Source organism: Dyadobacter sp. LHD-138 (assembly GCF_030929615.1).
Taxonomy (GTDB): Bacteria; Bacteroidota; Bacteroidia; order Cytophagales; family Spirosomataceae; genus Dyadobacter.
The window spans coordinates 232,715-246,748 of sequence record NZ_JAVFVU010000004.1; the positions used below are offsets into that span (position 1 = coordinate 232,715).

General features: G+C 43.4%; 11 protein-coding genes and 1 other RNA gene. 9 read left to right on the top strand and 3 right to left on the bottom strand.

All coding sequences use genetic code 11. The features are described 5' to 3' along the window. Positions 1-33: 33 nt before the first annotated feature. Positions 34-1,398: an alpha-L-fucosidase gene (locus RB622_RS03730; protein WP_308045168.1), complete on the bottom strand. Its 1,365-nt coding sequence runs from the start codon at positions 1,396-1,398 to the stop codon at positions 34-36. Between the two features lie 134 nt (positions 1,399-1,532). Then, positions 1,533-2,375 (bottom strand): sterol desaturase family protein, encoded by an 843-nt coding sequence (locus RB622_RS03735; RefSeq protein WP_308045169.1) that lies wholly within the window; start codon positions 2,373-2,375, stop codon positions 1,533-1,535. A 129-nt stretch (positions 2,376-2,504) separates the two neighbouring features. Between RB622_RS03735 and RB622_RS03740 the strand changes: the two genes are divergently transcribed. Continuing rightward, positions 2,505-3,143, top strand: a complete 639-nt coding sequence (locus tag RB622_RS03740; RefSeq protein ID WP_308045170.1) for an ATP-binding cassette domain-containing protein — start codon at positions 2,505-2,507, stop codon at positions 3,141-3,143. After that, a complete protein-coding gene (locus RB622_RS03745) occupies positions 3,140-4,222 on the top strand; it encodes a hypothetical protein (protein ID WP_308045171.1) in 1,083 nt (360 codons plus the stop codon). Before RB622_RS03740 ends, RB622_RS03745 begins: the two co-directional genes overlap by 4 nt. A gap of 50 nt (positions 4,223-4,272) precedes the next feature. Here the strand turns inward: RB622_RS03745 and RB622_RS03750 are convergent, their stop codons facing one another. Further along, positions 4,273-4,986, bottom strand: a complete 714-nt coding sequence (locus RB622_RS03750; RefSeq protein WP_308045172.1) for an SDR family oxidoreductase — start codon at positions 4,984-4,986, stop codon at positions 4,273-4,275. Positions 4,987-5,278: 292 nt separating this feature from the next. Between RB622_RS03750 and RB622_RS03755 the strand changes: the two genes are divergently transcribed. From RB622_RS03755 to rnpB, 7 genes are all read left to right on the top strand, one after another. After that, complete coding sequence (locus RB622_RS03755) at positions 5,279-6,583, top strand: esterase-like activity of phytase family protein (RefSeq protein WP_308045173.1); 1,305 nt, start codon at positions 5,279-5,281, stop codon at positions 6,581-6,583. Between the two features lie 263 nt (positions 6,584-6,846). Then, positions 6,847-7,593, top strand: a complete 747-nt coding sequence (gene fabG, locus RB622_RS03760; protein ID WP_308045174.1) for a 3-oxoacyl-[acyl-carrier-protein] reductase — start codon at positions 6,847-6,849, stop codon at positions 7,591-7,593. Positions 7,594-7,839: 246 nt separating this feature from the next. Then, a complete protein-coding gene (locus RB622_RS03765) occupies positions 7,840-9,924 on the top strand; it encodes a VWA domain-containing protein (protein ID WP_308045175.1) in 2,085 nt (694 codons plus the stop codon). Between the two features lie 214 nt (positions 9,925-10,138). Beyond that, positions 10,139-11,011 (top strand): DUF2279 domain-containing protein, encoded by an 873-nt coding sequence (locus tag RB622_RS03770; RefSeq protein WP_308045176.1) that lies wholly within the window; start codon positions 10,139-10,141, stop codon positions 11,009-11,011. Positions 11,012-11,111: 100 nt separating this feature from the next. Further along, complete coding sequence (locus RB622_RS03775; protein WP_308045177.1) at positions 11,112-12,098, top strand: DUF2027 domain-containing protein; 987 nt, start codon at positions 11,112-11,114, stop codon at positions 12,096-12,098. Beyond that, complete coding sequence (locus tag RB622_RS03780) at positions 12,046-13,539, top strand: DUF4403 family protein (protein ID WP_308045178.1); 1,494 nt, start codon at positions 12,046-12,048, stop codon at positions 13,537-13,539. The genes RB622_RS03775 and RB622_RS03780 overlap by 53 nt, the downstream gene beginning before the upstream one ends. Before the next feature lie 99 nt (positions 13,540-13,638). Next, positions 13,639-14,033: RNase P RNA component class A (rnpB, locus tag RB622_RS03785), an RNA gene on the top strand. The last annotated feature ends 1 nt before the right edge of the window (position 14,034 follow it).

A 14,034-nucleotide genomic window follows, 5' to 3' on the forward strand; every position in this document is an offset into this window, starting at 1 on the left:
TTTAAGTATAGGGGTTGTGGCAATGACAAAACGTTATAAAACTCCTTCAATTTTATAAACCCAGGCAGAATTGCAGGGCAATGTTCTGGGCGTAATGACTGGTGTGGTAATAACAATTTTTCCTTTCGACTGGCTGGTTTTGATCTTTCCTTTATAACCAAGCATGGAAATGTTTTTCGGATTGGCAATGCCTTTGATCGCGATCTGATCAGGCCATTGAGCGCAGATTACGTATAAGTCCTTGCCTTTTTTTGTATAAAACACGGTGCTGTCGGTGGAAGCCTGTGGGGCATTTTTCCAGCTTTCCGAGCCGTAAATTGCCTCACCGTTTACATTCAGCCACTTTCCGAGATCCTTTAATCGCTGCTGCATGATCACGGGAATCCGGCCATCTGCCGTTGGGCCGATATTCAACAGGAAATTTCCTCCTTTGGAAACCACCTGAACAAGGGAATGGATCAGCTTGTCGCTGCTCATATAATCTTCCAGATTTTCATTGCGGTTATAGCCAAAAGACTCTCCGATGCCGCGGCATTCTTCCCAGGGATGGGTGCCAGAGGAAGTTCCCTGGCCATATTCAGAGGTATAAAAACTCCCATGTTTTCCTTTGGTATCATTTCCCCAGCGGTCATTCACGACAATATTTTCACTGACCGATTTGTTGTTGTAAAGCCAGGCCAGGAATTCCTTGCTTTTCCAGGTTTCAGATGACTGATCCCATTCGCCGTCCGTCCACAGCAAATCCGGCTGATAGCGCGTCACGAGGTCTTTCAATTGTGGAACCATGTGATCGGCTACATATTTATTGACGTCAGATTTATAGGTTGGATTAAACCATTCATATAAGGAATAGTAAAATCCCATATGCAGCCCTTTATTTTTGACAGATTTTGTTAAATCTCCCGCCAGGTCGCGGTGCGGGCCTACGTCCACCGAGTTCCAGTTCCAGGATTCGGCACTTGGCCATAAGGCATATCCTTCGTGATGTTTGGAAGTAAGTACAACATATTTTGCGCCGGCTTCTTTGAACAGGTCAGCCCAGTCGTCGGGATTGAAAAGTTCTGCTTTAAACTGGCCTGCAAAATCCTGGTATTTAAAATTAGGTCCGTAGACTTTTTCCTGGAAAGCGACAAATTCTTTATGGATCTTTAATTTTGGGTCATGAAGGCGCTGCCAGTACCATTCGGAATAACCGCTGCCAAAACCATCCGCGTTGGATTTGGTAGCCCAGGACGGAACCGAGTAAAGTCCCCAGTGAATAAATATGCCAAACTTTGCATCTTTAAACCAGGCAGGTGTGGCGCGTGAATCCAGGGATTTCCAGTCGGCCTGATATTGCGCCTGCACACTAAGAATAGAGAAAAAACAGAATAGGATACTAAGGAAACTTTTCTTCATAAAATTTGTGGGACTATCAACATATTTGAATGCGCACACAATTTATTAAAAATTTTTAAAAAGTAGAAGCTTAATCTGTTTCGCCAAAGTTATCTTACTTATTTTGAAACTATTACAAATGAAAATTTGGCGATTTAATTCTTTTTAGAATTTTCTCTGATGGCCGGGCGGTATTTTTGAAAAGGGATCCGAAGCAGACTGGATACCTTACTGTTTTCTTCCGGTAGCGGATGTGTATCGATCCCGTAAATGATTTTTTGCTGATCAAGTTTGGTGAAAGTTCCGAACAGCCTGTCCCAGATGGAAAAGATATTTCCGTAATTGGAGTCGGTGTACGGCTGGGTATAATGATGATGGATGTGATGCATGTTTGGTGTCACAACCATCAGACTTAACAATGCATCAAGCCGGCGGGGCAGTGTAATGTTTGCATGGTTAAACTGAGAAAGTACCACGGATAAAGACTGATAGAGAAAGATCAGCCACATCGGTGCCCCGGTAATCAGAATTGCCAGCACTGTAAAAATAAACCGCACCAGACTTTCCCCGGGGTGATGGCGGTTGGCGGTCGTGGTGTCTACATACTGGTCGGCATGATGAATGATGTGAAACCGCCACAAAAATTTGATCTTATGCTGCACCCAATGGGCCGTCCAGGCACCGATGAGGTCCAGTAATAACAATCCGGCTAATGCCTGTATCCACAATGGCAGATTTGGTATCAGATGTAAAATGCCAAATTGATGATCTGTTGCCCAATTGCTGGATTTGACAAGAATAAAGGCAAGGGGAAAATTGACCAGTATGGTGGTTAATGTAAAGAAAAAATTGATTCCGGCATGTTTCCATTTGTTGTAGCGGAATTGGAAAAGTGGCCAGGTTCCTTCAATCAGCCAGAAAAACATAATGCCGCCCACCAAAATGGCGCTTCGGTGAGAAGAGGGAATATGACCGAAATACTGGATAAGCCACTGCATATTGCACGGAATTTGCGTTTAAGTAAAAATAATATTTTTGATGGAAATAAATGTATTATTTAGTTGCAATGGATGTGATATCTCATGCGAATATTATCTTCGATATAATTATAACTTATATATAAGTGGATGGTTCTTGAAATTGAAAATTTAAAGCAGCACTATGGCACGCTGGAGGTGCTGGATATAGCTTCCTGGAAAGTTGATTCCGGGATTTACTGGATTCAGGGAGAAAATGGCGCGGGGAAATCTACCTTGTTTCGTTCGTTGGCCGGGATGCTGCCCTTTACAGGAAATGTAACCTTAGACCAGAAGTATAATCTGAAAACAGAGCCGGTTGATTATCGTTTGCGGTTAAGCCTCGGTGAGGCGGAACCACTCTATCCTTCCTTTTTAACACCGGCCGACCTGATTGCCTTTGTGGCAGAGGCAAAGAAAAGTCCGGCAGGGCAGGTGGAAATGCTTATCGATACGCTCGGAATTAATTATCTGAAACATCCTTTTGGCAGCTGTTCCAGCGGGATGGTGAAAAAGGTGTCGCTGGCCATTTCTTTCCTGGGAAATCCTTCAGTGATTATTCTCGACGAACCACTTATTACCATTGATAAGGAAGCCCGGCAGGCATTGTTCAAATTAATTCAGACTTATCATCAGCAGGGCGTGACATTTCTCATTTCTTCACATCAGCTTTTTCAGCAGGAAGGGCTGGCTGTAACGGAAAGTTTTGCTTTGAGGAATAAGACGCTGGTCAAACTCGGAATGGAATGAAAATATTGATGCTTTCCACCGTGCAGGCCTTTTTTCGCCAACGGGCAGGTATGTTCTTTGTGCTGATGGGGCTGTTATTTGGTTTCATGGGCAGCCGCGAACATTACGGTTTCGCGCTTTTCTTCCTGACCGATCCGTTCGGGATGTATTATCTGGCAGGCATCTGGGTTTTGTATACCTTTTTATGTGCCCATTTTATTTCGAATCTGTGGACACAGCCGGATTATCATTTTATCTACAACACCGGACTTTGGCCCAATCAAAGACGAATGATCCGTTTTTTGCTGATGGCACTCGGTTTTTTGCAGCCTATCCTTTATTATGGAATTTACATTATTTTAATTGCCCGGCAGGACAAGCTGCTGCACAGGATTTGGCCGATATTTATTTTTTATACCTTGTTAAGTACGATACTGGTGCTCGTGGCAGAACACCGGCTAAGAAACCCCCGACTTTTTCATGCAAAAGGTAAGATGGTTTTCAACTGGCCGTTTCCAAGGCCGGTCTCCTGGATTTACTGGAGTATCGAATGGCTTTTCAGAGAAAAAGGGCTCACGCTTTTATGCTGCAAGATCGGTGCGATCGGCGTATTTATTTGTACACTGATTTATTACCAGACCGACACCTATGATATCCGTTTGCCGGCCATTGGCCTGACTTTGGGATATCTTTTGAATATCGGGTTATCATACGAGTTGTTTCGCTGGGAAAATGAAATATGGCTTTGGAGCCGTTCTTTACCTGTTTCCACAGCGGTACGATTTGCCAGAACTTTATTAATTCATACCATCCTGATTATTCCCGAAACGCTGATCGTGATCCGCTACAATGTCATTACCATTCTGGAAGTGTTACAGCTTTATGCGCTGGGCTTATCGGTGCTAATGATTTTTCACAGTTATTTATACAAACGGGGCGGACTTCTCGAAGATATGATGAAACCTGTATTGTCAGGTTTTGTGCTGCTCACGTTTTTGATTCTATATAAAATTCCAGTCTGGGGAATAGGAGCGGCGGGACTTTTGCTTTCCTGTTATCTGTATGCCAAATGGTATGAAAAGGAAGAAATTGGCTTGTGAAAGTTAGCCTTGATCTTTAAGGCCAAGGCTAACTGTTATTGTACTCCGGATTATTTCCCCGGAACCGACGGGCGTACTTCTACCTTACTCGGTAAGGTTCTGGCCGGCATTTTAATTAAGTCAGATACAATCTGGCCGATATCTTCCGGCTGAATTTTCCATGCATCCTTTTCCGATGGCTGGTGATTGGCAAATTCCGTTGCAACAGATCCGGGCATAATGGTGGAAACCTTGACGCCGTCATTGCGCACGTCCATCATCATGGCCTGTGAAAAACCTACCAAGCCAAATTTGCTTGCATTATAGGCCGTTCCATTCGGAAAGAAGTTGGTGCCGGCAAGGCTGGAAATATTAATGAAATAACCTTTTGTTTCTTTCAACGCATCCAAAGACGCTTTGGCGCTGTAAAAAACACCTGTTAGATTGATATCAATGGTTTCCTGCCATTGTTCCGGTGTCAGGTCATAAATCGGAGCGAAATGCCCTACTCCAGCGTTGGCAATCACGTAATCCAGTTGTCCCCATTTGTCAACAAGAACTTTTACTGCATTTTGTTGTGATTCGAGACTGCGCACATCCGATTCGATACCGATTGCGAAACCTTCACGGATCTTGTTAAGCTCTGTGGCCGCTTCATCAGCGCTTTTTTGAGAGCGGCTGGTTACTGCCACGCGAATTCCTTCTTTGATCAGCACTGCTGCTACACCATAACCTATTCCCTTGGAGCCGCCGGTGATCAGCGCTGTTTTAATTGATTCTGCCATTTATATTGAAATTACAGCCTTAAAAGGCTTTTTTGAATAGTATACCAATGACCAATCAACAAAGAGAATGGCAGGAAGGTTTGTCCGGGAGGAATTTTATAAAGCTAATTTCAGAAAATCGCTGACATTATAGGTTGCAGTTTGTTCAAATTTTATTCTTCACAACCCTTTAACATGTACATAAATCAAAAACGATTCTTTCTATCGAACCAGGTACGATTTAACCTTTTCGTAACATCTCCTTAATTCTAGCCTCATGCCCAAAACGTAGTTTTGAAGAAAAACTGACCATATGAAATCAACATTACGTTTTACCTTCCTGGCAACTTTATCGGCAGCAGCCCTAATATCCTGTACGGACCATGCCATTGAAAATCCGGATGGGGCGAGTTATCCGGCAAAAGCTACTTTCAAAACAGCTCCGATCTTATTAACGACCCAAAACGGAACAAAAATCTATGGCAGTGGTTATGGTTCATCCATGGCTCAGGTTCCCGGAGAATGGGGTTCTTTTTATCTGATGACTGACCGCGGCCCCAATGTGGACGGTACCAACGACTCGAAAATATTCCCGATGCCGGATTTTAATCCGAATATTGCAAAGTTTAAAGTGGTAGGGGATGAACTCGTTTATCAGTCGACCATTGAATTTAAAAACGCTGCGGGGACCAAACTGACCGGCCGTCCCAATTTACCGGGTGAAGGCAATGCCGGTGAAACAGCCTTGGATTTTCTGGGCGCGCCCATTGCAAATGATGCAGAAGGAATCGATTGTGAAGGTTTGGCAATAGACCCTACCGACGGTACTTTCTGGGTGAGTGATGAGTACGGACCGCATATTGTTCATTTTGATAAAACGGGTAAAACGATCGAACGTATCAATCCTTTCGGGACGGGAACAGGCGGCCGCAAATTACCGAAAGTTTTGGCTAAACGCCGCCCCAACCGGGGTATGGAAGGGCTGACGATAACACCGGATGGAAAATTCCTGGTCGGCATGATGCAGTCACCAATCTATAACCCAAGCAAAGCGAAAGTTGCCAGTTCGAGGCTGTTACGTTTGCTTGTCTTTAACGTGGCAACGGGTGAAACAAAACAATTTGCATACATCACCGAGTCCACCAAAACATTGTCAAGCGAGATTGTAGCCATCACCGGAACGACTTTTCTTGTGTTGGAACGCGATCAGGATTACGCAGGCGGAAATCCGGCATCTCTTATCAAACGTGTTTATAAAATTGATATCTCCGCAGCCACTGACATTTCTGATCCGGATAATAAGGAAAGCGGCTTGCTTTTTGGAGGGAAAACAGTTGACGAACTGACTGATGCCGAAATTATTTCAAACAATATCAAGCCGGTAACGAAGGAAATGGTTGCCGATATTTTGGCTATTCCTGGCGGTTACCCACATGATAAGGCGGAAGGGTTGGCCATTATCAACAATAAAATGATTGCTGTGGTGAATGACGATGATTTCGGGATTGTAAGTCCTGCCACGCCGGATAACTCCATCATTCAGAAAATTCTTCCGTCGACACTTCTTGTCGATAGAAATGTAATCTATTTTATTCCGTTAAGCAAGGGACTGAAATAGTATGTGAAACTTTATTTAAGTGGATTCTCCTATTATTGTTTACAGCCCTGCTGAATTTTTCGGCGGGGCTGTTTTTTTGCAGTTGGATGGAAATTGATTTTTGACCGTTGAATAAAAACCTGTTGAAATTTGCCTTTGGTGCGTTTTATTTTCCAGATAAATGGGAAAAGAATTTGTCATCATTCCCTCTTTTTTTGCCCGTCTCTGTACAATACCCTATTTTTGCGGTTCGAAATTCATTCTATCCGATTTTAAACCTGTTTATGAGATTAGTAGAAAATAAAGTGGCTTTGGTAACCGGAGCTTCTCGTGGTATTGGGCGTTCAATTGCTTTGCGTTTGGCTCAGGAAGGAGCAGACGTTGCTTTTACTTATCTTTCCAGTGTGGAAAAAGGAGAAGCTTTGGTAAAGGAATTGGAGCAATTCGGTATCAAGGCAAAGGGATATCGTTCTGATGCTGCTGACTTTCAGCAGGCAGATCAGTTGGTTACCGACGTTATCGCTGATTTTGGAAAACTTGATATATTGGTCAATAACGCCGGTGTTACACGCGATGGTTTGTTGATGCGTATGAGCGAAGAACAGTGGGATACCGTGATCAACATCAACCTTAAATCGGTATTTAACCTTACAAAAGCAGCTACTAAAAGCATGATCCGTGCAAAAAGCGGATCCATAATAAATCTTACTTCTGTTGTTGGTATCCGTGGAAACGCTGGTCAGGCGAATTATGCGGCTTCAAAAGCAGGGATTATTGGTTTCACAAAGTCCATTGCACTTGAATTAGGTTCAAGAAATATCCGTTCCAATGCAGTGGCTCCGGGTTTTATCGAAACTGAAATGACCGATGCAATCGATTCAAAAGCGGTCGAAGAGTGGAAACAATCCATTCCAATGAAACGCGGCGGAAAGCCGGAAGATGTAGCAGACGCTTGTATATTTTTAGCATCTGATATGTCAAGTTACATCACAGGCCAGGTTCTTCAGGTTGACGGGGGAATGCTTACCTAGTTTCTTGGTTGAAAGCGGCCGCCGTGCGGTTAATATTCGCTTTTCAAAATATAACACAAATCCCGATTCTTCGTTACGGAGAGGCGGGATTTGTGTTATTGGATAAATAAGAGAAACCAGATTCATAGTTGCTTTTTAGCCTTTCTCTCGTTTATTTCATTGAATATTGGCAATAATAGTGCTTTCTGCAAAACTGTTACTATATTTCTGTAATACTGTTTACTGGAAAACTGCTTACCCATTACTATGCGTTCAGAGCTTATATTTCAAACTCCATACTGGTTTATCATTTTTTGTCTTCTGGCGGGCGGTGCTTATGCATTCCTTTTATATCAGCCGGAGGCATCATGGAGTAAAAAGCTTAACTACGCATTGGCGGCTCTACGCAGCATTGTGGTTGCCTTTATTTGTTTTTTGTTGCTTAGTCCGTTGGTGCGCCGCACGGAAAGTGTGATTGATAAAGCCAAAATTGTTTTCGCCGTCGATAACTCCGAATCCGTAAAAGGGGTGGGACAGCCGGTTTTGAAGCAGATTACAAAAGCTGCTCAGGAATTAAATGCAGCTGGTTATGAAGTAAGCATCCAGACTTTTAACAAAACAGCAGAAAGTTTAAATATAGATTCTATCCGTTTTGATCAGCGAAAAACGGATCTTTCCGGATTGCTTCAGACTGTTAAAGGTAACTTTGAGGGCAGAAATCTTACCGATGTTATCTTGCTTTCAGATGGTATCGTCAACCAGGGCGTTGCGCCCACGTTTAATCAGTTTCCTTTTAAAGTGAATACGATTGCAGTTGGTGATACGATTCCCGATCTTGATATCCGGATCAAAGATGTGGTTAACAACCGTGTTGCATATTTGGGAAATGATTTTCCGATCAGGGCTGACATTGCTGCGAATGGACTGGCTGGGAAATCGACCACCGTTTCGCTTAAACAAGGAGGACGTATTATTGCCACGCAACAGGTAAAGATTGACCGTGCTTCATTTTTTAAATCTTTCGATTTTACTGCTTCATCCAAACAAAAAGGCATTCAGCATTATACCATTGAACTCGGAACTGTGCAGGGCGAAGCTTCGGACCGGAATAACAAGCGGGATGTTTATATCGATATTATTGATGGGCGTCAGAAAATTCTTTTGCTGGCTTTAACGCCGCATCCGGATGTAAAAGCGTTAAGGAGTCTGATTGAAAGTAATGATAATTATGAGCTGGATGTTAATATCCTGACGGCCTCGGCAAATCCGAATGCGGACGTGGCTGGTAACAAACCTTATGACCTGGTTATCCTGCATCAGATCCCCAATACACTTGGGCTTGGCAATCCGATGGTGCGTAAGTTTCTGGATTCAAAAAGACCAATTTTCTATATTTTGGGAAACCAGTCGGCCGTACCTTTACTAAATACTTTGAACCGCTTAATGACGGTCAATGTCAGTCAGGGACAATTTGACAAGGTGGTTGCGCGCTATAATCCTTTGTTTCAGCAGATTAATTTCAATGAGGAAAGTCTGAAATTACTGGAAAGACTTCCGCCTCTTTCAGTGCCTTTTGGAGAATATACCGTTTCGCCGGGTACCGAGACGATATTATTTCAAAAAGTGGGAACCTTGAATACCAGCAAACCGCTTTTGGTATTGAATACGGCGACAGAACAAAAAACGGCGATTCTTGCCGGTGAAGGGATATGGCAATGGAGGCAGGAGGAATTTGCTTTGACCGGCAAGCATGAATTGGTGGATAATCTTTTCCAGAAAATCATACAGATTCTTTCCGTGCGGGATGATAAACGCAAGTTCAGGATTTATCCGGTCAGACCGGAATTTGAGGAAGGTGAAGAAGTGATTTTTCAGACGGAGATTTATAATGATATCTACGAACCGGTTTATGGACAGGAAGTAAAACTGGACATCACCGATGAAACGGGTAAGTCGAAACAATATGCATACACGCATACGGCCGAAAATCCACGTTTTAATATCAGTGGGTTAACTGAGGGAGTTTATCGTTTTCAGGCGACTACGACGGTAAAAGGTGTTTCTGAAAAAATAAACGGCCAGTTTGTGATCAGGAAAGTGGACCTGGAACTGGCTAATACAACGGCGGATTTTGGTATGCTGCGGGAATTGGCTGCGAAAACCGGCGGGCAGTTTGTGCAGCCCGCTTCGCTTGCGCAGTTGATTCAAAAGCTAAAAACAAACCGGGAACCGGATCGTCTGGATAGCAGCGAAGAGATGGTTGAATTGATTCATTTGAAATGGCTTTTCTTCCTGATTTTGTTATTGCTGGGCGTGGAATGGGGTTTAAGGAAATATCACGGCGGTTATTGAAACGGGTACAAGGTTGAAGGCAGAATAATTTTTAAATAACGAGTGAATAGCGTCTGTGATTATTTGTCAGAAATTGCATGAATAGCACACCCATAGTCAAATCCTAAAAGCGCATAACGAAACGCTATGAAAGCTTCATGGTAACTTTTTAATGAAATATTTTTACAAAATAACAGTTCTTTTTTTTATCCTGATTTCTGGTGGGTCCTTACTTATGGCGCAGGAAATCACGGATTTTAGTATGTCGCAAGACTCTGTTCACACGGACTCTGCCGACAAAGTAGCTCCGAATTATAAACTTCTCAGAGGCATCTTCGCGGCTCAGTCAACATTGTACTTAGGGACGATTTACGGGCTTAGCAAATCATGGTATAAAAACCCCTTAACAAATTTCCGGGTAAAGGATGACACCTATGAGTGGCTGCAAATGGACAAAATGGGGCATCTCTACACATCCTACCAGATTGCACGCCACACTGCGGAAATTTATAAAAAAACAGGAATTTCAAAAAAACAGATGATGATTTACGGAGCCATTTCCGGAATTATCTTTCAGACACCGATTGAAATCCTGGATGGTTTTTCACCCGATTATGGTTTTTCACCCGGCGATATGGTTGCCAACTTAACAGGTTCAGCCATTTATCTCGGACAGATCGCGCTTTGGGATGAGGTACGTATCCAGCCTAAATTCTCATTCCATTTTACCGGACTGGCAAAGGAGCGTCCGAACTTGCTGGGAAGTAAACCGACGGAGCGCTGGCTGAAAGATTACAACGGACAAACATACTGGTTTTCAGGTAGTCCAAAATCATTTTTCAAGGGAAGCAGCTGGCCGGCCTGGTTGTGTTTGTCAGTAGGGTACGGGATTCATGACATGGTTTCTGCTGAAAAAAGTCAGAGTATTGAGAGGGGATTCCATTCTTATCGCCAATTTTATTTGTCGCTTGATATTGATCTGACCAAAATTAAATCACGGAGCAAATTTGTAAGGACAATTGCTTTTTTAGCTAACTCATTGAAAATTCCGGCTCCTGCCTTGCAGATTAGCAAAAAAGGGATCGATTTTAAACCGCTTTATTTTTAATAAAGAAAAGGGCCGGATGCGGGATCCTTAAGAATAGAGTAACTTAGCAACCGACGACAGGTTATTGATACACATTGGCGGTTTTTTTTAATACAAGATTATGAACATAGGAGATAAAGTAAGATTGGTACATGGGCGTGAAGAAGGAATTATTTATGCCTTTTTGCCGGGAAATGTGATTGAGGTTGAAATTGAAGACGGGTTCCGTATTCCAGTGCTGCGTAGCGAGTTGGTGACAATTTCTCCTGTCGAATCACAGCGGCTGAACCGTACGCCTGAGGGACAGCGTATTGCGCCGCAACGAGAGAGAATAGCGCCAAGACAGGCTGCTTTTGCAGAAAAAGGTATTTACATCGCCTTTGTTTCGGTAAACGACCGTGCTGTGACGTTACACATCATCAATAACTCCGACTGGACTTTGCCATTTACGGCCACAACGCAGCAGGAAAATATTCATGCAGGATTGGCAGCAGGTTTGTTAAAGCCAAGAACTTCACAGAAGCTGACGGAATTGCAGATGAAGGATTTCGAATCCTGGCCAGTGTTTTCGTTTAATCTTTTGCATTTCCGTGAAGGGAATTTTGACGCAGTACTGCCGTTTCAGAAAAAAATAAAATGCCGGGCTCAATCTTTTTACAAGAGCAAAGGACCGGCGCCTGTGTTAGGAAAGGACGCTTTTGTTTTTCAGCTGGATGAGGAAAATGTAAAAAAGGAAGAGGTTATTGTAAACAAAACAGATATTCAGGAGCAGCTTCGGACCAGTTTGATGGGTGGCGGCACAACGGCAAAAATTGAACTGGAAAAGCCTGAAGGTGTTGTAGATCTGCATATTGAAAAATTGGTTGAAGACTTTTCCCGGTTGTCGAAAGAGGAGATATTGAAAAAACAGCTGGCTACTTTCGAAACAAGTCTGGAGCAGGCAATCGGTAACGGGATGGAGGAAATTACCTTTATTCATGGTGCAGGAAGTGGCGTTTTACGCGATGAATTGCACCGGAGACTGAGCAAAAATCAGCATGTTCAGTATTTTAAAGATGCTCAAAAGGAAAAATTCGGATACGGTGCGACGCTCGTCAAAATCAAATAACTGCGCTAATCGCCTCGTATGGGTTTTGCTGCTGATCGCGATGGGGTTAGGTCAGTGGAATTGCCGTCCCAAAACAACTTCGCCCAAAAAGCCTATGGAAGAATATTTGTATTCAGACGCCGGACTTCAGAACGAAAAGCATTTATCGGTATTGAACGTACCCATTGAAATGCCGGTTTCAGAGCTGGAAACGCAGCTAAATGCGCAGCTGAAAGGGTTGATCTACGAAGACGACAGCTACGAGGACAATGGTGGAGATAACCTGAAAGCAAAGGTCTGGAAAATAAATCCGATACGGGTAGTTGCCAAGGATTCTACTTTTTTGTTTGAGGTACCGCTCAAAATCTGGGTGAGTGCGGGCTATAAAGTAAGTCCGCTGGGCATCAGCTTGTCGGGTTATAAGGACACCGAATTTTCGATCAGGATCCGGTTGATATCCAGGATCGGAATTTCTCCGAACTGGCAACTGAATTCGGATACGTATGTCGACAGTTTCGACTGGATCAGTGAGCCGAATGTAAAAGTGTCCGGGATGAAAATTCCAATTAAAAGCATGGTGAGCAGGTTGTTAAACCACAATTTTGAAAAAATCACCCAGGCGATTGACAAACAGGTTACCAAGGGTATTGAAATTAAAAAGTATGTGGAAGCAGCCTGGAATCTTGCTCGTCAGCCTGTTTTGCTTTCCAAGGAATTTGACACCTGGCTGTTGGTGACACCCACGACCATTGTGATGACTCCCCTGATGGTGCGCGACAATATCTTACGCGCGTCTATTGGCATGAAAGGTTATACCCAAACCATTACGTCGGCCGCAAAGCCTGCCGTTAAACCGGCCCCGAAACTCCCTGATTTACAGTTAACTGATAAGGTTACCTCCGATTTCAGGATCGGGTTGATCAGTCTTATTTCCTATGAAGATGCCGCCAGGATGGCCACAGCACGGTTTTCCGGACAGAAATATTCTTTTTTAGGTGGGAAATATAATATTCAGGTTACTTCTGTTGAAATGTACGGTCAAAACGAGCGGCTTGTCATCAAAGCGGGACTGACGGGCAGCGTAACGGGAAGTATTTTTTTGAAAGGAATTCCACATTATGATCCGCAGACGCAGCAATTGTCTTTAAAGGATTTGGATTATGACCTGGATACAAAAAATACGATTGTACGTACCGCGGGTTGGCTTTTACAGGGGAAATTCAGTAAAATGATGGAGAAGGAGATGGTGTTTGCTGTGGGAAATCAGCTATCGGAGACAAAAAAGAGTGTCCAGCAGATACTTTCCAACTATAAAGTTACTGATGGGGTACAAATAAAGGGAACCCTTGCGGATATTACGCCAGATAGGGTATATTTGACCCCAAAACACATTTATTCCGTTGTTTTTGCCCAGGGGAATGTTAATTTGCGTGTAGAAGGATTGCGAAGTTTTGGCCAATAATTTTGTTTGCTGTGTAAACAAATGCCATAATTTTTACTTTTTATGGTAAATTACCTGCTGATCAAAGGAAAGTATTTCTTAGCTTTGTGGTCAGTGAAAGGAATAAGCCGTCCTACCGCCGCGGTGAAATGCCGGGGAGGAAAGTCCGGACAGCATAGAGTGCCGTACTTCTTAACGGGAAGGCAGGTGATTGGGAACGATCAACTGACAGCAAGTGCCACAGAGAATATACCGCCTGGCACATTTTTTGTGTCGGGTAAGGGTGAAAAGGTGGAGTAAGAGCCCACCGCTTCAAGGGTGACTTTGAAGGCAGGGTAAACCTTACGGGCTGAAAGATCAAATAGGTGTTAATTTGTGGGGCTACTCGTCTCCGTCCTCTGGACATTAACACGGGTAGATCGTTAGAGGTTTTGAGTGATCAAAATCCTGGATAAATGGTAGGGATTCCGGTGCAAACCGGGATACAGAATCCGGCTTACAGGCTTATCCTTTTCT

What these genes read in the sequence shown, in the direction of transcription:
- RB622_RS03775 (WP_308045177.1), top strand. Translation starts at nt 11,112, where the DNA reads ATGAACATAGGAGATAAAGTAAGATTGGTACATGGGCGTGAAGAAGGA.
- RB622_RS03765 (WP_308045175.1), top strand. Translation starts at nt 7,840, where the DNA reads ATGCGTTCAGAGCTTATATTTCAAACTCCATACTGGTTTATCATTTTT.
- RB622_RS03730 (WP_308045168.1), bottom strand. Translation starts at nt 1,398, where the DNA reads ATGAAGAAAAGTTTCCTTAGTATCCTATTCTGTTTTTTCTCTATTCTT.
- RB622_RS03750 (WP_308045172.1), bottom strand. Translation starts at nt 4,986, where the DNA reads ATGGCAGAATCAATTAAAACAGCGCTGATCACCGGCGGCTCCAAGGGA.
- RB622_RS03745 (WP_308045171.1), top strand. Translation starts at nt 3,140, where the DNA reads ATGAAAATATTGATGCTTTCCACCGTGCAGGCCTTTTTTCGCCAACGG.
- RB622_RS03740 (WP_308045170.1), top strand. Translation starts at nt 2,505, where the DNA reads ATGGTTCTTGAAATTGAAAATTTAAAGCAGCACTATGGCACGCTGGAG.
- fabG (WP_308045174.1), top strand. Translation starts at nt 6,847, where the DNA reads ATGAGATTAGTAGAAAATAAAGTGGCTTTGGTAACCGGAGCTTCTCGT.
- RB622_RS03780 (WP_308045178.1), top strand. Translation starts at nt 12,046, where the DNA reads ATGCTCAAAAGGAAAAATTCGGATACGGTGCGACGCTCGTCAAAATCA.
- RB622_RS03755 (WP_308045173.1), top strand. Translation starts at nt 5,279, where the DNA reads ATGAAATCAACATTACGTTTTACCTTCCTGGCAACTTTATCGGCAGCA.
- RB622_RS03770 (WP_308045176.1), top strand. Translation starts at nt 10,139, where the DNA reads ATGGCGCAGGAAATCACGGATTTTAGTATGTCGCAAGACTCTGTTCAC.
- RB622_RS03735 (WP_308045169.1), bottom strand. Translation starts at nt 2,375, where the DNA reads ATGCAGTGGCTTATCCAGTATTTCGGTCATATTCCCTCTTCTCACCGA.